A 23,335-nucleotide genomic window follows, 5' to 3' on the forward strand; every position below is an offset into this window, starting at 1 on the left:
TTTCCGGACTATTATTCGTATATGCGACTGGTATGATCTGGTGTCAGGAAAGAGGTAATGCTGTGAACTCCTTTCCTGCCGATTCTATTCGGTTACAATATCTGAAAGATTGCTGCGAACGGGCTGATGATACGCCTGAAGAACTATTGTATCTCGACTCTCTCCTAAATGAGTCGGAAGGTCCGGAAAACCGGAATTTTAAAGCCTATGCCTACCGGAATCAAATCCGCCATTATTATAATGCTGTCGATTGGGAACAGGCCGAGAAGGTGTCGGTACCTGCTATCAGTTTTTTCCGTCGTGAACAGATGCTGGATTATCTGTTCGAAACTCAGGCTATGATTATCACCTTATATACGGACCGTGGCGAATTTGAGCTGGCCCTTCAGAAAGGACGGGAGATGTATAAGGAAGCGAAAGAAATCGGGAGTGCGGGCGATATAGCCGAGGCTTGCTATGTAATTGCTTATGCTTGTTATATCTCGGGACGGTGTAATGACGCTTTGGAATGGGCCGAACGGGGTGTTCGGCTGCTGGATGGCATGAAAGACAAACATATGAACCGGATGGAATTCTATTTTATTTTAGCAGAATCCAGCCGTCAGTTGAACCGGGAAGAGCGGGTGATCGTTTATGTCGACTCCGTACGCCGGGAACTGATCGATTTCCATTTGCTTAATCCCGACAAACCGAAAGATTATTTCTCCTATTACTGGATTTGGGTTTATTGCAATGAAGCGGATTACGAGCTTTACTGCAACCATCCGGCGGAAGCCTGTTCCTGCCTGAAGAAAGCCGACAAATATAAGCAAAGCGATATTTATGATACTTATAAGGATGGCCTCTATTTTACTTGGTCGGACTATTATCTGGCGGTAGGGGATTATGATCAGGCGACGGCGTGCCTGGACACGGCAGCCTACTATTTGCAACTCCGCCACTCGGGTGAGAATCCGGATGTCTGCCGTAGAAGAGCGGTTATAGCCGCTAAGAAAGGTGATTATAAACAGGCAACCGAAGAACTTCGCCATTGTGTGCAAATTGCCGATTCCCTTAGCTGTGCCCGGTTTGACTGCCAATCTCATCAACTTCGTTCCTTCTTCCATATCAATCAGCTCGAAACAGAAAGAAAAAAACAATCGTTAGTCATTCATTTCCAGTTAATACTGGCTTTCTCCCTTGCATTGGCTCTCTTGTTGCTCTGTTATTTGTGTTACCGTTTTTACCGGATTAAATGTCTGTTGGCTGTGGCGGTGAAAGAGGCGGTGGAGGCCGATGAGAATACTTCTGTTTTTCTGAGTAATATGACCCGCGTGGTAAATGATTTCCTGCAAGAAACATCTGCTTTTTCCGAGTCTCTGATCCGTGAGACGGAGATGGAGAAAAGACAGGAATATGCTGTTTCGCTTTGTTCGCGCAACGAACTGGCACAACGTGTTATTTTCGATATTTTGGATGTTTCGAAGATCGAGTCGGACCGGATGCAATTTCATTATGAAGATGTAAACCTGGCCCGGCTGGTACGTGAAGTCTATATGAAGATGCAATCGTTTGCTACCGAGGAGGTTCGTTTGTGCCTACTCCCGGTAAAAGAGATGCGGATGACGGCCGATCCGATACGGCTTGCCCAGGTTTTGGAGAATATACTTCATTGTGCATTTCTGCATGCCAAGTCAGGGGAAGTCTCTTTTGGATATCAGGCGGAAGGCGAAGAAGTTGTTTTCTTTGTTAGCTGCAAGGGCATCGTCTTTTCGGAAGAGGCTTGCCAGTTTATGTTCGATCGATTGGCGCAAACGGCCAGCAAGTTAGAGAATATACAATTGGGTATGGTGATCAGCAGAGGACTTATTATGAAAATGGGCGGACGGATGTCCATGCCGGTCCGGACGGAGTCGGGATGCCGGATAGAATTTGTGATGCCTCTTAAACATATATAGAAAGATGAAACGGTATATATTCATATTATGTATAGTTCTTTCGGTTTTTCCGTTCTCTCTTGTCTCTGCCGAGTTAGAGGGGACAAGGGCTTTGCCTGACTCCACTGCGGAACAGCTCCGGAAACTTTATGATGAAGCCGTAAGGAAAGAAGAATCGGGCGACTATAAAGGAGCGTTCGATTCATACCTTCATCTGGCCGACACACGGGATTCGCTCGAAGAGGTTTTTTATGTCCAGCAGATCGACCGCCTCCGGGCTGAGAATGAAGCCCGGCAAATGGCGGAGGAAAACGAACAGCTGCATTTGAAATCGGATTTCCTGTATTTGTTTATTTCCTGTCTGCTGTTCTGCTGTCTTCTGTTGTTCGTGATGATACAGGTCAATCGCCGGATGCGTAAAAAGTTGGCGGAGGCCCGTGATAAGGCGGAACGTTCCAAGCAGTTGAAATCAGCTTTTCTTGCCAATATGAACCATGAAATCCGGACACCGCTTAATGCCATCGCCGGTTTTTCGCAGTTGTTGGCCGATGAGACGGACCCGGAAGTTTGCGAACAATATATTAGCATAATTCGAAATAATAATGTATTATTGCTGGATCTGTTGAATGATGTGGTGGATATTTCCAGAATCGAGTCGGATACAATCTCGTTTTCTTATTCGAAGGTTTATGTACCCGACTTGGTCGATGGATTGTGCAAGGTTTACGCATTGCAGGTCGCTCCGTCGGTGAAGCTGGTCATGGAGCCTATTCCTGATCTTCATATGTTTACAGATCGCAACCGGTTGACGCAAATACTCTCCAATCTTTTGTCGAATGCTGTTAAACATACATCGGAAGGGGAAATACGGGTCGGATGTGCCTTGTCCGGGTCGGAACAGATTCGTTTCTTTGTATCCGATACCGGTGAAGGTATCCCGCATGAAATACAGGGGAAGATCTTTGCCCGTTTTATCCAGGCTGTCGCTAACAAATCAAAGGGCGTCGGATTGGGATTGGCGCTCTGCAAAGGTTTTGTAGATCACATGGGTGGTCAGATAGGAGTGGAGTCGGAGCCGGGGAAAGGTTCTGTTTTCTGGTTCACCCTGCCCTTGCGTATGCCGGATGATAGCGAAGCATTATAAAAAGAATATCATTATGAAAGTTGTACCATTTTTTGTTTGTGTTTTTATTTCTTTCTTGTTTGCCGGTTGTCAACAGGCGTCTCTTTCGGTGGAGGATACCGGCAAATCTTTAACCTATAGTATGGATGGCAAGCCTTTGTTCTCCTATAATTATGCGATGGTTTATCCGGCTCCCGGAGTGGATACTGTTTATAAGCGCAGTGGTTTTATCCATCCGTTGAAGACGTTGAAGGGTGAAGTGCTGACCAATTGTTCGCCTTCCGACCACTACCATCATTTCGGGTTGTGGTATGCCTGGACGAAAACGACGTTTGAAGGCAATGAGATCGATTTTTGGAATCTCAATAAAAAGCAAGGAACTGTCCGTTTCCGTAATTTCGACCGTGTTTCCGATACCGGCTTTGCGGCGACGTTGGATCATGTTGTTTATCCGGATTCTCCCGCAGAAAAGGTGGCGATGAATGAGAAACTGGAAGTCAGTATCGGCAAAACGGACTTGCCGGGCTATTATATCGATTACCACACAACATTGCGTTGTGCCGGCTCCAGCCCGATTACAATGGAAGCTTACCGATATGGCGGTATATGTATACGTACGCGCGAAGACTGGAATGACCAGACCGCTGAAATGCTTACATCCGAAGGGCTTACCCGTGATCAGGCGGATGGCTCAAGAGCTCGTTGGTGTTATTTTCAAGGGAAAGCCGGAAACGAAGATGCCTGTATCCTGATTGTTGCCAATCCTTCTAATCTGAACTATCCGGAGCCTTTGCGTGTCTGGGACAAGACTGTCAATAAACCCGCCGGCGATGTGATGTGGAATTTCTCTCCGACAAAGCAGCAAGCTTTTACGTTGGAACCGGGTAAGGAGTTAAGCCTGTCTTACCGGATTTACGTGTTGGACCGGAAAATTGATGCGGCAACGGCAGAGAGATTGTGAGCTAACTTGCCGATAAATTAGGGGGCTTATTGTAAAAAATAGATTTTCCATCCCCCAAAGACATCTGAAACCAAATAAATGTTAATCCTCTTTTCAGACGTCAAAAATGCGCTTTTTCTCCTTTTTTGGGAGTTTTTCGCCATTGCGACCGTCCTCTTTGCCATTGCGACCGTTCTAATCTTCGCGAGGTGCCGAGTGCATCACCCATGAGGACGGTCGCAATGGCGATTACGACCGTCTTCTTTTGAAAAACGACCGTCCTCATGCCCAAAAGCCGCTCAAATTTCCTTGGGATATTTGAGACGCCGTCCGTTTTATTTTCAAATATTCGATTCTCCGGGAGTTAAGGTTTATCACTTTGCCGGCGTTTACGCTTTCCGGCAATCAAATTGCACGTTTTTCGGGACGGGCTCGGCAGCTCGTTCCGTCCGGTGTCAGTTGGAAAGGCTAAAAACGAGAAAAGAGACACTTCAAAATGGTTCAAGATTTTGGTTGAAATAGAAAAACGGGGAAAAAGGGGGTTATTGTCAATTTCTTTACATGAGATGTTTTTTGAAAATAAAATTTGTTTTTTTATTAAACCTTTTCATTCCCGTTTCGTCTATATTCCCGTGTACTTATGTATATTTACAAGTCGATAGTGTTTTTAATAGAATACCAGGAAGAATATGACGAAAAGAGTGAAATGGAGCGTTACTGCTGTAATCTTTTTGATGATTGCCGGAATGATCGCTTACCCGCAGATTAAAAGCAGGATGAAAGCATCCAAGGATGCAACCGAAGTGGTTCCGCCGGCGGGTAGCCAGATTCGGAAACAAGTTTTAAATATTAACGCGGAAGTGCTGAAATATCAGTCTCTTACTGATAAGGCCATCGTGACGGGAAGTACGATTCCCGATGAAGAGGTCGATCTTTCGTTCGAGTCGTCCGGGAAGATTGTGGCAATCTACTTTACGGAAGGTACGCATGTGAAAGAGGGTGATCTTCTTGCTAAAATCAATGACAAACCGTTGCAGGCCGAGTTGAAAAAACTCGAAGCCCAGATCCCGTTGGCCAAAGACCGCGTGTACCGCCAGCATACGTTGTTGGAAAAAGATGCCGTCAGCCAGGAAGCCTACGAACAGGTGGCAACCGAGTATGAGAAGCTGATGGCGGACATCGAGCTGGTTAAGGCCAATATCGCCCAGACAGAACTGCGGGCGCCGTTCGACGGGATTATCGGTCTTCGTAATGTCAGCGAAGGTGCTTATGCTTCCCCTTCGACGGTTATCTCCAAATTGACTAAAATATCTCCCCTGAAAATAGAATTTTCGATCCCCGAACGTTATGCAACGGATGTAAAAGACGGCACGCCGATCGTTTTCCGGATGAACTCGTCTGTCGGAATGATGCAGGATTATAAGGCGACCGTCTATGCGGTGGAAAGCAAGATCGACGAAGCGACCCGTTCGTTGAGAGTACGTGCGACTTATCCGAACAGGGATGAATCGATTGCACCGGGACGCTATACCTCCGTCGAGATCACCCGCCGCGAGATAAAGGACGCGTTAGCGATCCCCAGTGAGGCGCTGATCCCCGAAATGGGAAAGAATATTGTCTATGTGTATAAGAGCGGCGTGGCGGAACCTGCCGAGATCATCTTGGGGCTCCGTACGGAAAGCCAGGTTCAGGTATTGAAAGGCTTGAGCGTGGGCGATACGGTGATCACTTCCGGGGTGATGCAGCTTCGTACGGGAATGAAAGTGGCGATTGATAACCTGAAGTAACGAAGTAGCATGGCGAATATTTCTGAAATAAGCATAAAAAGGCCGGTACTCTCGACCGTGATGATGCTGATTCTCCTGTTGTTCGGGATGATCGGTTATAAGTTCTTGGGTGTTCGTGAGTTCCCGAGTGTGGATAACCCGATTATTTCGGTAAACGTATCCTATCCGGGTGCGAATGCGGAGGTAATCATGAACCAGATCACGGAACCGTTGGAACAGAACATTAACGGTATCCCGGGCATCCGTTCGCTCAGTAGCGTCAGTAGCCAGGGTAGTAGCCGTATTACGGTAGAGTTTGAATTGTCTGTCGACTTGGAAACGGCGGCGAATGACGTGCGTGATAAAGTCTCCCGCGCCCAGCGTTACCTGCCCCGCGACTGTGACCCGCCAACGGTGTCGAAGGCGGATGCGGATGCGACGCCGATCATGCAGATCGGTATCCGAAGCAGCAAACGGTCGTTGATGGAGTTGAGTGAGATTGCCGAACTGACGGTGAAAGAGCGCCTCCAGACAATCCCCAATGTGAGCGGTGTCGATATCTGGGGACAGAAACGCTATTCCATGCGCCTGTGGCTGGATCCGATCAAGATGGCAGGTTACAGTGTGACCCCGTTGGATGTCAAAAATGCGGTGGATGCGGAGAATGTCGAGCTTCCTTCCGGCAGTATCGAAGGGAATACGATCGACCTGTCTATCCGTACGCTCGGATTGATGCATACGGCAAAAGAATTTAACGATTTGATTATTAAACGTGACGGCGAGAATATCATCCGTTTCCAGGATGTCGGGCGTGCCGAGGTGAGCCCGGAAGATTTGCGAAGCGTGATGCGTAAGAACGGCGAGCCGATGGTGATCGACGTCATCATCCCGCAGCCCGGCGCCAACCAGATCGAGATTGCCGACGAAGCCTACAAACGTATCGAACAGCTCGAAAAAGACCTGCCGGACGATGTGACGGTCGAAATGGTCTACGATAATACCCGTTTTATCCGTGCCTCTATCAAAGAGGTGGAAGAGACGATCTATGTCGCTTTCCTGTTGGTGGTACTGATTATCTTCCTGTTCCTGCGTGACTGGCGTGTGACGATGGTTCCGGTTGTGGTAATCCCGGTTTCCTTAGTGGGAGCTTTCTTCGTGATGTATGTCTCCGGATTTTCCATCAATGTGTTGACGATGTTGGCGGTGGTGCTTTCGGTCGGACTGGTTGTGGACGATGCGATTGTGATGGCGGAGAATATCTACGTGCGTATCGAGCAGGGGATGGAGCCGAAAGAGGCTGGTATTGAAGGGTCGAGGGAAATCTTCTTTGCTGTTGTGTCGACGACTGTAACGCTGGTTTCCGTGTTCCTCCCGATCGTCTTTATGGAAGGTATGACGGGACGTTTGTTTAAAGAGTTCAGTATTGTGATCGCCGGATCAGTGACGATCTCCTCTTTTGTGGCGTTGACCTTTACTCCGATGTTGGCGACAAAGTTGCTGAAGAAGCGTGAAAACAAAGGCTGGCTATATACCAAGACGGAACCGTTCTTCGACGGGATGAATACTGTTTATGCGAAAGCGCTGAACGGTTTCCTGAACCATAAGTTGTGGGCCATACCGATCATTGTCATCCTGTTTGGCTCTATCGGCTATTTCTGGCGGACGATCCGCTCCGAGCTTTCCCCGTTGGAAGACCGTTCTTCCATCTCGATCAATATCCGTGCCCAGGAAGGGGCGACGTTCGAATTTATCCGCGACTTTACGGACCAGATAGCAGCCATGGCCGACACGTTAGCGCCGGAACGGAAGGCATTGACGGTTCGCGCCAATAGCGGGAATGGGTTTATTTCTGTTTTGCTTCCGGATATCAAAGACCGCAAGCGCTCGCAGATGGAGATCGCCGACGTCCTGTCCAAAAATGTACGTGATAAAACCGAAGCCCGTGCTTTCGTCCAGCAGCAGTCTACTTTCGGCGGCCGCCGCGGAGGAATGCCGGTGCAGTATGTTTTGCAGGCGACCAGCCTGGAGAAACTACAGGAACATTTACCAGCCTTTATGCAGAAAGTAAGTGAAAGCCCGGTCTTCCAGATGGCAGATGTAAACCTGAAGTTTACCAAGCCTGAAGCCCGTATCGAGATCAACCGCGACAAGGCTTCTTCGTTGGGTGTCAGCACCCGTACGATTGCCCAGACCTTGCAGTATGCGCTGAGCGGCCAGCGTATGGGTTATTTCTATATGAATGGGAAACAATACCAGATATTAGGTGAGATCAACCGGCAGCAGCGTAATACGCCGCTGGACCTGAAGTCTATTTATGTCCGCAGTGATGCCGGCGAGATGATCCAGTTGGATAACCTGGTCACCTTGAAGGAAGATGTGGCGCCGCCCCAGTTGTACCGCTATAACCGTTTTGTGGCGGCAACCGTGTCGAGCGGGTTGAATAAAGGATATACGATTGGCGATGGTCTGGACGAGATGGACCGTATTGCCGCCGAGACATTGGACAACAGTTTCCGTACGGCGCTTTCCGGTGAGTCGAAAGAGTTCCGTGAGAGTTCGTCCAGTCTGATGTTTGCCATGATCCTGGCGCTGTTTATGATTTATCTGGTGTTGGCGGCCCAGTTCGAGAGCTTCAAAGACCCGTTGGTGGTGATGTTCACCGTTCCGCTGGCTATTGCGGGAGCTTTGATGTTTATGAGCTATTCGGGTGTGACCATGAATATATTCAGCCAGATCGGTATTATCATGCTGATCGGTTTAGTGGCGAAAAACGGTATTCTGATCGTCGAGTTTGCCAACCAGCGGCAAGAGGCCGGATTGAGCATGGCCGAAGCGATCCGTTCGGCTTCCACGCAACGTCTGCGCCCGATCCTGATGACCAGTATTTCGACCATTCTCGGATTGGTTCCGCTGGTCTATGCTTCCGGTGAGGGAGCGCAAGGGCGTATTGCGATGGGTATCGCCGTTGTGGGAGGTATGATTGTTTCCACCTTCCTGACGTTGTTTATCGTTCCGGCGATGTACAGCTTTATCTCTACGGACAGACAGAAAAAGTTGAAAGTTGAAAATTGAAAGTTATTTGCGAGATATGAAGAGACTTCTTTTATTAATATGTATAGCTTTTGCGGTCGTTCCGGCCGGTGCGCAACGGATATTCAGCTTGGATGATTGCATCCAGACCGGATTGGAACGCAACTATTCGATCCGCATCATCCGTAATGAACAACAGGTGAGCGATAACAATGCGACTCCCGGCAACGCCGGTTACCTGCCGACAGTCGATCTGAGCGGCGGTTTCAGCGGCTCGGTCAATAATAACAACAACAAACTGTCCGATGGCACGACGGAGAAGATAAACGGCGTGAATAACGAGACGGCCGATGTCGGCCTGAATGTGAACTGGACCGTCTTCGACGGGTTAGGAATACAGGCGACTTACGACAGGTTGAAGGAACTGAAGAACCTGGGCGAGCTGAATACCCGGATGACGATCGAAGACTTTGTCGCCGATCTGTCGAGCGAATATTATAACCTGATCCGCCAGAAGATACGCCTGCGCAACCTGCGTTCCACGCTCGACCTTTCCCGCGAACGTCTGCGTATTGTCGAAGAGCGCTATTATATCGGTTCGATGTCCCGCCTGGACCTCCAGCAGGCGCAGGTCGACTTCAATGCCGACAGTTCCAACGTCCTGAACCAGTTGGAACAGGTGCATACATCCCGCATCCGCCTGAACCAGTTGATGGCTTTGGACGATGTGGAAGAACAGGTGCAGATCAAAGACTCCCTCATTACGCCTAATCCGCTCCTTGACGAAGTGGAGCTCTGGAAAAGCACGCTTGCCTCCAATTCATCCCTGCTGATCGCGAAAAAGAACCAGGTTATTTCGGAGTTGGACTATAAGAAGATCAGGAGCCGCAACTATCCGTATGTCAAGCTGAACGCCGGGTACGGCTATACGGCGAACTGGTACGAAGTGGGCGCGACCGACCTGCAACGCCGTCTCGGGCTGAACTATGGCGTCACTGTCGGTATTAACGTCTTCGACGGCTTCAACCGGAAACGCGAACAACGGAATGCCCGCATCCAGATCGAGAACCAGGAACTGCGCACCCGCGAAATGGAGCTGGCGCTCCGGGCGAACATGAGCAATTTCTGGATGGCTTACCGGAATAACCTCGACCTGTGGAGCCTGGAAAAAGAGAACCTGGTCGCCGCACAGGAGAACTACCGCATTGCGATCGACCGCTATAAACTGGGTGACCTGTCCGGTATCGAACTGCGTGAGGCGCAGAACAGCCTGTTGGAAGCCGAAGAGCGGCAGTCTATCGCCGAATATTCCACTAAGATATGCGAAATATCCCTTTTGCAGCTCAGCGGACAAATTATGAATATGTTCCATGATTAAGATTCTCCTGCTGACGGATTTCTCCAGCGGATACGGGCGCAGCCTGCTCGAAGGCGTCGTCCGATATGCCCGTGAAGCCGGCCCTTGGGTCTTCTACCGGATGCCGTTGTATTACCGTGAGCTTCACGGAGATGAAGGTGTTGTCCGTTGGGCGGAAGAATGGGGCGCCGATGCGATTATTGCGCAGCTGACCGATGTGGACCTGAATGTTCTGAACCGCCTCGACATCCCGATCATTGTCCAGAACTACAAGGAACGTTGCCACGGGCTATCGAACCTGACAGGTGATTATTACGGGACAGGCGTCATGGCCGCCGAATTTTTCATCCGGAAAGGATATAAGGCCTTTGCCTACTATGGTTTTACCGATACGGTCTGGATGCGCGAACGGGGCGAAGGATTCCGGGACGCCGTGTCGGAGAAAGGCTATCCGGTTTATACCTTTGACGACGGCAGGCAATTGTCCGACGGGCAGTGGAACTTTGATGCGGAACGTGTCAGCCGGTGGCTGCTCGACTTGCCCAAGCCGATCGCCCTTTTTGCCTGCGACGACTATTACGCGCTGCAGATCACCGAAGTCTGCAAGATGTATAATATCGATATCCCCGGCGATATCGCCGTCTTAGGAGTCGATAATGACAACCTGCTTTGTAATATCTCGGACCCGGCCCTCTCTTCGATCGAGTTGGATGTGGAGAACGGAGGCTACGAAGTCGGCAAATTGCTTCATCAGTTTATCGAAAAGAAAATAACGGCTCCCGCCGACGTGATCATTAAGCCGGTCCGGATTGTCTCCCGGGGTTCGACCGAACGTTTTGCCGTCTCCGACAAATACATCGGGCAAGTCTTGGCTTATATCGATGAAAACTATTGCAACCCTCTTTCCGTCGACGACCTGATCCGGATTATCCCTTATTCCCGCCGCGTGCTGGAAAAGAAGTTCAAGAGCGAAACGGGAATGTCCGTCTACCAATATATCCAGCAACAACGCATCGAGAAGTTTGCCGCCCTGCTGATCACAACCGATCTGCCTTTGACCGAAGCGGCTGCCGGTGCCGGATTCCCCGATTATAAGAATGTCTCGCGCATCTTCGTAAAGATGAAGGAGATGACACCCCTTCAATACCGGAAAAGATTTACCATTCGTTAAAGTATTCGTATTTTGAGGATTTTGTTTCGTGATTATACCCTGATTGCGTAAAATAATGTGCTTAATTTGCGCATAGATAAATCAGGATAGCCATGAGAACAACATTGATAAACGGACGCCTGGTCTTGCCGGACGAAATATGGGAACACGGATATGTCGTCATTGAAGACGGCAAAATCGCCGCATTGGGAAAAGGCGATCCCGAAGAGCCGCTTTCGGGCGAAGTGATCAATGCCCGTTCTTATTATATCTCTCCCGGATTCATCGACCTGCATACGCACGGTGCCGGCGGGGCGGACTTTATGGATGCCACTGTCGATGCTTACCTGACCATTGCGGAAACACACGCCCGCTATGGGACGACAGCCTTGCTGCCGACAACGCTTACCTGCCCGGATGAAGAATTATTCCATATGTTCGATATTTACCGGGAAGCAAAAGCCCGTAATACAAAGGGAGCGCAGTTCTTAGGCATCCACCTGGAAGGCCCTTATTTCGCCTATAGCCAGCGCGGTGCGCAAGACCCGGCTAATCTGAAACAGCCCGTCCCGGAACATTACGGAAAGATATTGGAAGCCTCGGACGACATCGTTCGTTGGAGCATTGCGCCGGAGTTGCCGGGCGCCCTCGAGTTAGGGCGTTTGTTAAGCAGCCGGAAGATCCTGCCGTCGGTCGGACACACGGATGCCGTGTGCGAAGAAGTGATGGAAGCGTTCGAAGCCGGATATTCCCTGATGACGCATCTCTATTCGGGCATGCAAGGTGTCACCCGCCGGAACGCCTATCGCTATGCCGGAGCTGTCGAGGCGGCTTTCCTGCTCGACGGGATGGATGTGGAGATTATCGCGGACGGCGTCCACCTGCCGAAAAGCCTGTTACAGTTGATCTATAAATTCAAAGGGGCGGACCGGATCGCGCTGATTACCGATTCGATGCGTGCAGCCGGCATGCCGGAAGGAGCCTATAAGTTGGGAAGCCTGAAAGAAGGGCAGACAGTTGTGGTGGAAGACGGAGTCGCCAAACTGCCGGACCGGAGCGCCTTTGCCGGGAGCGTCGCTACGGCGGACCGCCTGGTGCGGACAATGGTCGAAACAGCCGGTGTTCCGCTGACGGATGCCGTTAAGATGATGACTGCCACGCCCGCCCGTATTTTAGGCGTCAGCGACCGGAAAGGCAGCCTGGAAACAGGAAAAGATGCTGATATCATCCTGTTCGACGACCATATCCGTGTCGCCCGGACGCTGATCGACGGAAAGACAATAGCCTGTAAATAAATATAATCTTAAAATAATCAGTTATGATCACGAGACGTAGTTTTTTGAAGAGAGCGGCAGCAGGAACGGCGATCGCTTCGTTCGGAGGAATCCTGCCGGGTTTCAGTGCCCGGAGTTATGCCAATATAGTAGGGGCGAACGAGCGGATAAATGCGGCCGTCGTCGGTGTCAACTCGCGCGGGAAAGCGTTGGCGCAGAACTTTTCCAAACAGCCGAATTGCCGCATCACTCGCATCTGCGATGTCGATTCGAGAGCCTTGTCCAAATGTATCGCCGCAGTGGATGAGATCACCGGTGAAAAGCCTGCCGGCGACAAAGACTTGCGCCGGACATTCGAGCATAAGGATGTGGATGCCGTCGTGATCGCCATGCCGGACCATTGGCATGCACCCGCCGCTTTGTTGGCGATGAAAGCCGGAAAACACGTTTACCTGGAAAAACCGTGCAGCCATTCTCCGGCGGAAGGCGAGATGCTGGTCGAGGCGGCGAAGAAATACGGCCGGGTGGTCCAGATGGGCAACCAGCGCCGCTCGTGGCCGAATATAGTGGAGGCAATCAATGAAATCAAATCCGGAACGATCGGGAATGTCTATTTCGGCAAATCCTGGTACACGAACAACCGCGCTTCGATCGGTATCGGCAAAGAAACGCCCGTCCCGGAATGGCTCGACTGGGAGCTTTGGCAAGGACCGGCTCCGCGTACCGCCTTCAAGGATAATTTCGTCCATTACAACTGGCATTGGTTCTGGCGTTGGGGCACAGGCGAGGCGCTGAACAACGGCACGCACATGATCGACCTGCTGCGCTGGGGCATGGACCTGGATTATCCGACAGCCGTCGAATCGACCGGAGGCCGCTACTATTATAAGGACGATTGGGAAGCGCCCGATACGCAGGTGATCAACCTGGATTTCGGCGGCAAGAAGTCGATGATGTGGGAAGGCCATTGCTGCAACCCGTTCCGCATCGAAGGCGAAGTCGTCGGCCTCCTGTTCTACGGCGAGAAAGCGAACCTGCTGATCGGCGGCGGAAACGAATACAAGATACTCGATCATAAGAACCAGGTGATCAAACACGTCACCAGCAAAATCCAGATCGACCCGCGCAACAAGATGAATCCCGCGCAACAGCTGGATGCCCTTCATATCCAGAACTTCTTCGACGGCATTACGAAAGGCGCGCCGTTGCATGCGGATATCCTTTCCGGACACAAAAGCACGCTGCTGGTGCAGTTGGGAAATGTAGCGCAACGTTCGGCCGAACGCCTCGTGATCGATCCCTCCAACGGACATATCCAAAATAAGGATGCCGCCGCCAAATACTGGGCGCGGACATACGAAAAAGGCTGGGAGATGAAGTTATGAAACCGGTCGTGAATCAGGTTGCGGACAGGCGGCAGGTGATGATCGGCATTGCGATTATCGGAGTCGTGTTCTTTATTATCGGCTTCGTGTCGTGGGTCAACTCGATCCTGATCCCCTATTTCCGGATCGCGTGCGAGCTAACGAACTATCAGTCTTATTTTGTCACCTTCTCCTTTTATATTGCCTATTTGGTGATGTCCGTCCCTGTGGCTTACCTGTTGAAGCGGACGGGCTATAAGAAAGGGATGATGTACGGCTTTTTCTGCCTGGCCGCCGGAGCGCTGTTGTTTGTGCCTGCCGCCCTGAACCGGGCTTACTGGATTTTCCTGGCCGGACTGTTCACTATGGGAACAGGGCTGTCGGTCCTGCAAGCCTCGGCCAATCCGTATATCACCATTATCGGACCGATCGAGAGCGCGGCACGGCGGATCAGTATCATGGGAGTTTGTAATAAGTTTGCCGGCATTGTCTCTCCGCTGATCTTTGCAGCGGTGGTTTTGGGCAAGAGCCAGGAACTGCTGCGGACAGTCGAAGAGGGGCTGTTGGCAGGTGCGGACAAGGAGGCCGCGCTGAACGAACTGATCCGGGGCGTGATCCTGCCTTACAGCGTGTTGGCGCTTTTACTGGTGGGGATCGGTCTGTTCATCTATCGTTCGGTGTTGCCGGATATTAATCCGGAGGATGAAGACGAGAAAGTAGCGGCTGCCAATTCCGATAAGACCTCCGTTTTCCAGTTTCCCTATCTGGTGTTGGGCGTCCTGGCGCTGTTCCTGCATGTCGGTACGCAGGTGATCGCAATCGATACGATCATCAGCTATGCCGGTTCGATGGGCGTGGGATTGCTCGAGGCGAAGTTCTTTCCGGCTTATACCTTAGGGGCGACTATCTTAGGCTATATGTTAGGCATCCTGTTGATCCCGAAGGTGCTTTCACAAAAGAATGCACTGATTATCTGTACGGCGTTGGGGCTGGTGCTCTCTTTTGGCGTGGTCTTTGCCGATGCGGATGTTTCTTTCCTGGGGCACGATGCGAACCTCTCCATTTGGTTCCTCGCCTCTTTGGGCTTTCCCAACTCACTGATCTATGCCGGCATCTGGCCGCATGCGATCCGCGACCTGGGACGGTTCACGAAGATCGGTTCTTCCCTGTTGGTGATGGCCTTGTGCGGAAATGCCATCCTGCCGCTTGTCTACGGCAAGATGGCGGATGCAACCTCGCTGCAACAGGGATATTGGGTGCTGATCCCCTGTTTCCTGTATCTGATCTGGTATGCGGTCTACGGATACAGGATCACGAATTGGAATAGAAAATAAATCATCAAAATAGAATGAAAATAGATAATCTTACAATCGATATTTTCCCGGACAGGCAGGCGATGGGAGGGCAGGCCGCAGCCGATGTTTCGGCAGCTATACGGGAGTTGTTGGGAAGGAAAGCGGAGATCGGCATGATCTTCGCTGCCGCCCCCTCGCAAAACGAGTTCCTGTCGGCCCTGACAGCCGATTCTTCCATCCCCTGGAACCGGATCAACGCTTTCCACATGGACGAATACATCGGCCTCTCCCCGGATGCCCCGCAAGGTTTCGGCAATTTCCTGAAAGAACGTTTGTTCGACCGTGTCCCTTTCAAGGAAGTCTTCTATATCCCGAAAGAGACTGACGATCCACGCTCCGCCTGCGACGCGTATGCCCGCCTGTTAGCCGGTAAAGGCGTCGATATCGTCTGCATGGGAATCGGTGAAAACGGACATATCGCCTTCAATGACCCGCACGTGGCTGACTTCAACGATCCGCTGCCGGTGAAAGTCGTCGACCTCGACCCGCAATGCCGGGCGCAACAGGTGCACGACGGCTGCTTCGCCACCCTTGCCGATGTGCCGGCGCAGGCTTTTACCCTCACGATTCCCGTCTTGATGTCCGCCCCGTACACCTTCTGTATCGTGCCGGCCCTGACGAAAGCGGAGGCAGTCCGTAATACGCTCTACGCCCCCGTCTGCGAGAAGTATCCCTCCACCATTCTCCGCCGCAAAGCGCATGCGCGGCTTTATCTGGATACCGATAGTGCTTCACTTTTAAACAACCATACGATATGAGACATAGAATGATAGGACTGTTGCTGGTTCATTTGTTGGCCTGGGCCGGCCTTCAGGCGCAGGAAGTGATCCGTGTAGGCGTGATCGGACTCGACACGTCGCACTCCGAGGCCTTTATCCGCCTGTTGAATGCGGCCGATCCCGAACCTCAATATGCAGGCTTTAAGGTCGTAGCCGCTTATCCGTACGGCTCGAAGACGATCGAGTCGAGTGTGAAACGCATTCCCGAATATACGGAGGGAGCGAAGAAAAACGGTGTGAAGATCACCTCTTCGATAGCCGAACTGTTGCGGACGGTCGATTGTGTCCTGTTGGAAACCAATGACGGGACGCTTCATCTCGAGCAGGCGGCGGAAGTGATCAAAAGCGGCAAACCCCTGTTCCTCGATAAGCCGGTAGCCGCCACGCTGCCGGATGCAATCGCGATCTACCGTTTCGCCGCTGAACGGGGCGTCCCGATCTTTTCCTCTTCTGCCCTCCGCTATTCTCCGAGGAACCAGGAGTTGCGGGCTGGCAAAGAGGGCAAAGTGGTCGGTGCCGACTGCTATTCGCCCTGTACAGAAGAACCTTCGCACGCCGGATTTTACTGGTATGGCATTCACGGCGTGGAAACACTTTATACGCTGATGGGGACAGGATGTGAAACCGTCTCCTGCGCCTCCACCGAAGGAACGGATGTCGCCACCGGCATCTGGAAAGACGGCCGCATCGGCACGTTCAGAGGCTTGCGCGAAGGCGCCCGTCCGTATGGCGGGACCGCTTTCTGCGAGAAGAAGATGTTCCCCGCCGGCGGTTACGAAGGCTACGGGCGACTGCTGGAAACGATCCTGACCTTCTTCAAGACCCGCGTATCGCCCGTCGACCCGTCGGAAACAATCGAAATATACACCTTTATGGAAGCCGCCAACGAAAGCAAGCGGCAGGGCGGTAAGCCCGTGAGCATGAAAGCCATATACGAGAAAGCCGCTAAAGAGGCTCCCGTTGTGCGCTGAATTTAGGTAGAAAGTATTAACTTTGCCTTATTATTGCAGGTAAATGATGATTTATCGGTCTGTAGAGATGCACGGCCGTGCATCTCTACCCGTGCCGCAGGCTCTCTTTTGCCGTTCGTTTTAACGAACGGTTAAAAGAATTGGAGGCAAAGCCTCTTCCTTTGTGGACTTCAGTCCCTTTAATATAAGGACTGTCCTATTAATTTGAAAGGGATTAAAATCCACAGAGGAATCCGGCAAAGCCGGGGATTTATTCATCCGTCCGTTGAAACGGACGGCAAAAGAGAGCTTGAGGCACGAGTAGAAATGTACCGTTAAATCATCATTTACCCCCGAAGGTAAAACCTATAATTAATAATTCATGCAGATAATCCCCAAAGCTAATACACTAAGAAAAGGCGTACTTCTCTATCGAGGCATCCGTTACCGCAAGGGTTTCGGCGTCCATTCCCCTTTTGTCTTCAACCTGATTACGAAAGTGATCGAGGAACGTTGTCCCTATTACAGCTTCTACGATATCGAACTGATCCGTAAGCAGCTTCTTTTTCGCGACAATCGGATCACTTATCCCGATCGCCGGCAGAAAGGCCGGTTGCGCAGCCGTACGATCGGGCAGATCGTTGAGCGGGAAGCGATCCAGGCGAAACACGGCGCTTTGCTCTTTCGCCTGGCCAACTATTTCAAGTCCCGGCATATCCTTCAGTTTGGCCCTTCTATGGGCCTGTCGACCTTGTATCTGACTTCCTACTCGCCGGATGTGCGGTGTATCGCTTTGGAGACTGTCCCCGAGTTTGCCTCTATCGCCCGTATCGCTTTCGACAAAGCGGCGCGCAGCCCGATCGACTTGCGTGTCGGCAGCTATAAGGATTTACTGCCCGAAGCGCTGAAGGAGATGCCGCAGCTCGATTTCGTGTTTTTCAATACCCTGTATGAGCAGCAAAATAACTGTTGGCTGTTCGAAGAATGCCTGAAGCATGTGCACGGCGATACGGTCTTCGTCTTCGAAGGCATCAAGGCAAGCCGCAAGATGCGCGACTTCTGGCAGGAAATCTGCCGGCATCCGGAAGTGACCGTGACGATCGACCTCTATTCGATGGGGATCGTTTTCTTTAACAAGCGGCTGCATAAGAGGGATTATATTGTTTACTTCTAATATGGAATTTGGGGTAATAACTCTTAACTTGCAACTATTTTAGGGGGCTTATTGTATAAAATGGATTTTTCAGTCTCGAAAGACATCTGAAATCCAATAAATGTCAACCCACTTTTCAGCCGTCAAAAAGGGACTTTTTCTTATGATCCGGTACCTTATCGCCATGAAGAGGGACTTTATCGCTCTGATCCGGAACTTTATTGCCCTGAAGTCGGACTTCATATAGCACGAAGTCAATCTTCAGAGCGATGAAGTGCCGGGTCAAGGCAATTTTCTGCGCACTTCACGGCAACAAGCTTCCAAAATTTTCTTTGGATATTTGGAACGCCGTCCGTTTTGTTTTGAAATATTCGATTCTCCGGGAGTTAAGGTTTATCACATTGTCGGCGTTTCCGCCTTTCAACAATCAAATTGCACACTTTTTGGAATGGGCTCGGCACCTTTTTTTATAGAGTGTCGGCCGGGAAGGCTAAAACCGTGAAAAGAGTCAATCCAAAACGGATCAAGATTTCGGGCGAAATAGAAAAACGGCCAAAAAGGGGGTTATTGTATATCTCTATTTTTAGTGGTTCAAAACTTTTTATTTCTAAATCGCCTTTTCCGCCGAAATAAATAATCCGAATCCTTGCACAGCTCATAGATTCTGGCGAATATTGTACTCCTTTTTTGCAACATCCGGCGAGGATGTACGCTTATATAATAAAGAACCAAGTTATTGTCATATGAAAAAGAGCATAATATACACCGGTACCGGTGATAAGGGGACCACTTCCCTGGTGGGTGGACAGCGCGTATCGAAGGCACACCAGCGTATTGAGAGTTACGGAACGGTCGACGAACTGAATTCGTTCATCGGTTTGTTGATCACTTCTTTGGAAGAACAGGCCGACCAGGATTTCTTGCTGTTCGTCCAGCACAAACTGTTTACAATCGGCTCCTATCTGGCAACCGACCAAGAGAACACCGAGCTGAAGGTGGAAAGCCGGGTGACACCGGAAACGATCACCCGCATCGAGAAGGAGATAGACCGCCTCGACAATGAACTGCCCAAGATGCGTAACTTCGTTTTGCCCGGAGGAAGCCGCTCGGCGTCGCTGGCGCATGTCTGCCGCACGGTCTGCCGGCGTGCCGAACGCCAGATTTATCGTTTGGCGGAGACGATACCTGTTGAAGAACCTGTTCTCGTTTTTATGAACAGACTGTCTGATTATCTGTTTGTTCTGGCGCGCAAGGAATGTCTGCGGAATAATGGCAAAGAAATTATTTGGGATTATACTTGCATCTAAAGAATATTGTTTTATTTTTGCGGAAAATTTGAGAACCTAACCACCGAGGTGGTTATTAATACTTGACAGCTATGTATTGGACATTAGAGTTAGCTTCAAAATTGGAAGACGCACCCTGGCCTGCAACCAAGGATGAATTGATTGACTATGCACAACGTTCAGGCGCTCCACTGGAAGTGATTGAAAATTTGCAGGAAATGGAAGATGAGGGTGAAATTTACGAATGTATGGAAGACATTTGGCCCGACTATCCAAGTAAAGAAGACTTTTTCTTCAACGAAGAAGAATATTAATGTGCGATAAACGCATACAGGCATGAAATAATAACGAGGTGGCAGGGCTATATCCCGCCGCCTCGTTTGCTTTATATACAATTTATTTGGATTTGTTCCGTTTCATGATATATGAAGAAATATCTCCTGCTTATTATTCTTTTAGTTACCAGTGTCACGGGGGTGCGGGCGCAATACGACTCGCAGCTAAGCCAGTATTTCATGGCGATGGGATACTATAACCCGGCGTATGCAGGTGTTTCGGGAGATTTGAACATGCTGGCTCTCTCACGCCTTCAGTGGATCGGGATAGAGGGAGCACCAAAATCGTTTTTTATCAATGCGGATATGCCTTTGAAGTTAGGTAAGACCAATAACGGGGTGGGAGTGGTTATCTTTACCGAAGGGATCGGTCTGTTCCAGAATACGCATCTGAACTTGCAGTATGCCTACAAACAGAAGTTGTTCGGAGGGACGTTGAGTGCCGGCATCCAGTTCGGGTTCGTGAACCAGTCGTTCGACGGCGAAAAGGTCTTTTATCCGACCAGCCAGTTCCACCAGCAACAGGACGAAGCGATCCCGCAGAAACAGGTGAACGGCATGGGGTTCGATATGAATGTAGGCCTTTATTACACGCATAAGAAGTTTTATGCCGGCTTGGGCGTCACGCACCTGAACAAAACGGAGATCGCCTTGGACGATTATTCTTCTATGTATCTCACCAGCACATATAATTTCACGGGCGGATACAATATTCAGTTTCGAAACCCGTTGTATGAATTACAGCCGTCTGTATTCCTGAAAACGGATATGCAGAGCTTTCAGGCGGATATTACCGCACGGCTGGTATATAATAAGATGTTTAACGGAGGTTTTTCCTGGCGTGTGAATGAGTCGGTGATCCTGTTGTTAGGGGCGAAGATCGGAAGTTTTCAAGTGGGATACGCTTATGATTTTCCAACCACACCTATCTTTAAAGGGACGAGTGGAAGCCACGAGGTTGTGGTGAGCTATAAATTGAAGTTGAAGAAATCGAAGTCAGGAAAGAATAGACACAAAAGTGTACGTATATTATAGTATATGAAAAAAGTATTGTTAGTACTTGCGGCAGTAGCCTTGTTTACCTCATGTGGCAGAACCCTCTCCGGCGGCGGGGGTGAAGTGACAGGGGTACGATCGGTTGCGTTTAACGAACCGGCTCCTTACGGGATGGTTCTGATCAAAAGAGGCTCGTTCGAAATGGGACCCGCCGATAAGGATTCCCTGTGGGGGATCAACCCGGAAACGAAAGGCGTCTCTTTCGATGCTTTCTGGATGGACGAGACGGAGGTGACGAATGCCAAATACCGCCAGTTCGTGTATTGGGTGCGCGACTCTATCATCCGCGAACGTCTGGCCGACCCTGCATACGGCGGCAACGACCTGTTTAAGATTACCGAAGACAAATACGGCGAACCGGTTACTCCGCATCTCGACTGGAGCCGTCCGATTCCTTGGAAGCGCGCCAATGAAGACGAGATCCGGGCGATCGAGAGCGTCTATACCGTAAATCCGGTGACGGGCGAGAAGACGTTGGACCCGAAGCAGATGGTCTATAAATATGAGTGGTACGACTACACGTCGGCCGCCCTGCGCAAGCATAATCTGGACCCCGCCGCCCGTGTGCGCAATACCGATATACAGGTCGACCCGAACGAGGTGATCATGATCTCCAAAGATACGGCATACATTACGGAAGAAGGCGAGATCGTGAACGAAACCATTACCCGCCAGCTGAGCGGCCCCTGGGATTTCCTGCATACCCGTATTGTGAATGTCTATCCGGATGAAAGCTGCTGGGTGAACGACTTCAACAATGCTTACAACGAGCCTTATATGCGTATGTATTTCTCGCATCCCGGCTACGACGATTATCCCGTAGTGGGTGTTTCCTGGGAACAGGCTACCGCTTTCTGCGTATGGCGTACCGACTTGTTCAAGCAATCCCTGAACTTCCCTAACGGACAGGCGATCGAACCGTTCCGTCTGCCGACCGAAGGCGAGTGGGAATATGCAGCCCGTACAGGCAAGAACGAAAACAAATATCCCTGGGCGGGTGACGAACTGATGAACAGCAAAGGCTGCTTCCTCGGTAACTTCAAGCCCGGAAAAGGTAATTATACGGAAGACGGGCATCTGATTACTTCGCGTGTCGGTTCCTTCGCCCCGAACGAGTTCGGCCTGTTTGACATGGCGGGTAACGTGGCGGAATGGACCTCGACCTCTTATTCCGAGTCCGGTCCGAGCCAGATGAGCGATATGAACCCCGACCTGCGCTACAACGCGGCTAAGGAAGACCCGTACGCGATGAAGAAGAAAGTCGTTCGCGGCGGTTCCTGGAAAGACGTGGCACAGTTCATCCGTTCGGATATGCGCACCTTCGAGTACCAGAACGAAACACGTTCTTACATCGGTTTCCGTTGCGCCCGTACACAGATCGGTTTCTCGAGAGGTAAAAGCAAGAAATAACAAAGAAATATACAATCATGGGAAAATATAGAAGATATAAGAACAGAGTCGAAATGTACCTCGCCAGCGAAAAGGGTAAGCGAGTGCTGAACTTCTGTTATAGCTGGGGTGCTTCCATTGTAATTATCGGCGCCCTGTTCAAATTATTACACTTGCCGTATGGTAACCAGATCCTTTTTATCGCCATGACGGTCGAAGCGTTGGTATTCTTTATCTCTGCATTCGAACGTCCGAACAAGGAATACCACTGGGAAGAAGTGTTCCCCGTCTTGAAGTCTAAAAACCCGCTGGACCGTCCGGACTTTGCCAATAGCACGATCGCAGGTATGATGAATGCGGCGGATAATATAACGGATGACGAGGCCGGTAGCGGTCTGAACATCAGCATAGGCGGCAAGTCTGCTTCCGGCTTAGGTAACCTTGGCCTGGATGTAAGCGAAGAAGACACCAAGAATCTCTCCGACAGTATTAAGAAGCTGAGCGGTGCAGCCGAACAGATCTCCAAAATGGCGGAACTGACGGAAGCCACCCAGAAGTATCTGGAACAACTCTCCGGCATGTCCGAACATATGGAGCGCTTCAGCCAGGTGACCAGCTCGCTGACCAACGTGTCCGACACGCTGCTTAATTCTTATAAGAGCATCACGGACAACTCCGACGGCATCAATCAGAATTCACGCGGCTATGTGCAGCAGATGGAGATGCTGAACCGCAATATCTCCGGCCTGAACACAATCTACGAAATACAGCTGAAGAGCATCAGTTCTCAGATCGAATCGATCGAACATATCAACGGCGGCCTGAACCGCATCCGCGAAATGTACGACGGCTCTGTAGTCGACAGCTCTGTCTTCCGTAACGAAACGGAAAAGATGACACGCCAGTTGGCTGAACTGAACCAGGTCTACAGCCGCCTGTTGCAGGCCATGACAGTCAACATGGGCTATCAACAACCCGCGCAGCCGCAGCAACCTGTTTACCAACAGCAACCGCAGCAACAACAGCCGCAACCGCAGAATTACCAGCAGCCGTATCAGCAGCCGTACGGATACCAACAGCAGGCTCCGTATTCAAACAACCCAATGAAGTAA

General features: G+C 50.6%; 18 protein-coding genes. All 18 read left to right on the forward strand.

Annotated features, from left to right (window positions below; genetic code table 11):
- The first annotated feature begins 32 nt into the window (after positions 1 to 32).
- The 18 genes from DWW90_RS18370 (at position 33) to gldL (ending at position 23,335) form a co-directional block, all read left to right on the forward strand.
- Positions 33 to 1,937, forward strand: coding sequence for a HAMP domain-containing sensor histidine kinase (locus tag DWW90_RS18370; protein ID WP_158582872.1), 1,905 nt, complete (start codon positions 33 to 35; stop codon positions 1,935 to 1,937).
- A gap of 4 nt (positions 1,938 to 1,941) precedes the next feature.
- Positions 1,942 to 3,060 (forward strand): sensor histidine kinase KdpD, encoded by a 1,119-nt coding sequence (locus tag DWW90_RS18375; protein ID WP_122346027.1) that lies wholly within the window; start codon positions 1,942 to 1,944, stop codon positions 3,058 to 3,060.
- A gap of 13 nt (positions 3,061 to 3,073) precedes the next feature.
- Positions 3,074 to 4,000 carry a PmoA family protein gene (locus tag DWW90_RS18380; RefSeq protein WP_122346044.1) on the forward strand — a complete coding sequence of 309 codons (927 nt, stop codon included), beginning with the start codon at positions 3,074 to 3,076 and terminating at the stop codon, positions 3,998 to 4,000.
- A gap of 668 nt (positions 4,001 to 4,668) precedes the next feature.
- Entirely contained in the window at positions 4,669 to 5,766 is a 1,098-nt protein-coding gene (locus DWW90_RS18385; protein WP_122346028.1) for an efflux RND transporter periplasmic adaptor subunit, read from the forward strand.
- Positions 5,767 to 5,775: 9 nt separating this feature from the next.
- The gene (locus DWW90_RS18390) at positions 5,776 to 8,817 is read left to right on the forward strand and encodes an efflux RND transporter permease subunit (protein ID WP_122346029.1); all 3,042 of its coding nucleotides are present in this window, start codon (positions 5,776 to 5,778) and stop codon (positions 8,815 to 8,817) included.
- Positions 8,818 to 8,833: 16 nt separating this feature from the next.
- Positions 8,834 to 10,153 (forward strand): TolC family protein, encoded by a 1,320-nt coding sequence (locus tag DWW90_RS18395; RefSeq protein WP_122346030.1) that lies wholly within the window; start codon positions 8,834 to 8,836, stop codon positions 10,151 to 10,153.
- Complete coding sequence (locus DWW90_RS18400) at positions 10,146 to 11,303, forward strand: DNA-binding transcriptional regulator (protein WP_115501235.1); 1,158 nt, start codon at positions 10,146 to 10,148, stop codon at positions 11,301 to 11,303. Before DWW90_RS18395 ends, DWW90_RS18400 begins: the two co-directional genes overlap by 8 nt.
- Positions 11,304 to 11,395: 92 nt before the next feature.
- The gene (gene nagA, locus DWW90_RS18405) at positions 11,396 to 12,577 is read left to right on the forward strand and encodes an N-acetylglucosamine-6-phosphate deacetylase (RefSeq protein ID WP_122346031.1); all 1,182 of its coding nucleotides are present in this window, start codon (positions 11,396 to 11,398) and stop codon (positions 12,575 to 12,577) included.
- Positions 12,578 to 12,600: 23 nt separating this feature from the next.
- Positions 12,601 to 13,941, forward strand: a complete 1,341-nt coding sequence (locus tag DWW90_RS18410; RefSeq protein WP_122346032.1) for a Gfo/Idh/MocA family oxidoreductase — start codon at positions 12,601 to 12,603, stop codon at positions 13,939 to 13,941.
- Positions 13,938 to 15,254, forward strand: coding sequence for a sugar MFS transporter (locus tag DWW90_RS18415; RefSeq protein ID WP_122346033.1), 1,317 nt, complete (start codon positions 13,938 to 13,940; stop codon positions 15,252 to 15,254). The genes DWW90_RS18410 and DWW90_RS18415 overlap by 4 nt, the downstream gene beginning before the upstream one ends.
- Before the next feature lie 14 nt (positions 15,255 to 15,268).
- A complete protein-coding gene (locus DWW90_RS18420; RefSeq protein ID WP_115501231.1) occupies positions 15,269 to 16,033 on the forward strand; it encodes a glucosamine-6-phosphate deaminase in 765 nt (254 codons plus the stop codon).
- Positions 16,030 to 17,025 (forward strand): Gfo/Idh/MocA family protein, encoded by a 996-nt coding sequence (locus DWW90_RS18425; protein WP_115501230.1) that lies wholly within the window; start codon positions 16,030 to 16,032, stop codon positions 17,023 to 17,025. Before DWW90_RS18420 ends, DWW90_RS18425 begins: the two co-directional genes overlap by 4 nt.
- 361 nt (positions 17,026 to 17,386) lie before the next feature.
- Complete coding sequence (locus DWW90_RS18430; protein ID WP_122346034.1) at positions 17,387 to 18,178, forward strand: O-methyltransferase; 792 nt, start codon at positions 17,387 to 17,389, stop codon at positions 18,176 to 18,178.
- A gap of 722 nt (positions 18,179 to 18,900) precedes the next feature.
- The gene (locus tag DWW90_RS18435) at positions 18,901 to 19,464 is read left to right on the forward strand and encodes a cob(I)yrinic acid a,c-diamide adenosyltransferase (RefSeq protein WP_122333459.1); all 564 of its coding nucleotides are present in this window, start codon (positions 18,901 to 18,903) and stop codon (positions 19,462 to 19,464) included.
- 71 nt (positions 19,465 to 19,535) lie between these two features.
- Positions 19,536 to 19,757, forward strand: a complete 222-nt coding sequence (locus DWW90_RS18440) for a DUF2795 domain-containing protein (protein ID WP_005633363.1) — start codon at positions 19,536 to 19,538, stop codon at positions 19,755 to 19,757.
- A 111-nt stretch (positions 19,758 to 19,868) separates the two neighbouring features.
- Positions 19,869 to 20,813: a type IX secretion system membrane protein PorP/SprF gene (locus DWW90_RS18445; protein WP_115499278.1), complete on the forward strand. Its 945-nt coding sequence runs from the start codon at positions 19,869 to 19,871 to the stop codon at positions 20,811 to 20,813.
- A 3-nt stretch (positions 20,814 to 20,816) separates the two neighbouring features.
- A complete protein-coding gene (locus tag DWW90_RS18450) occupies positions 20,817 to 22,244 on the forward strand; it encodes an SUMF1/EgtB/PvdO family nonheme iron enzyme (protein WP_122346035.1) in 1,428 nt (475 codons plus the stop codon).
- A 17-nt stretch (positions 22,245 to 22,261) separates the two neighbouring features.
- Positions 22,262 to 23,335: a gliding motility protein GldL gene (gene gldL, locus DWW90_RS18455; protein ID WP_233547813.1), complete on the forward strand. Its 1,074-nt coding sequence runs from the start codon at positions 22,262 to 22,264 to the stop codon at positions 23,333 to 23,335.

It is taken from the genome of Parabacteroides sp. AF17-28, from assembly GCF_003479205.1.
GTDB lineage: Bacteria > Bacteroidota > Bacteroidia > Bacteroidales > Tannerellaceae > Parabacteroides > Parabacteroides acidifaciens.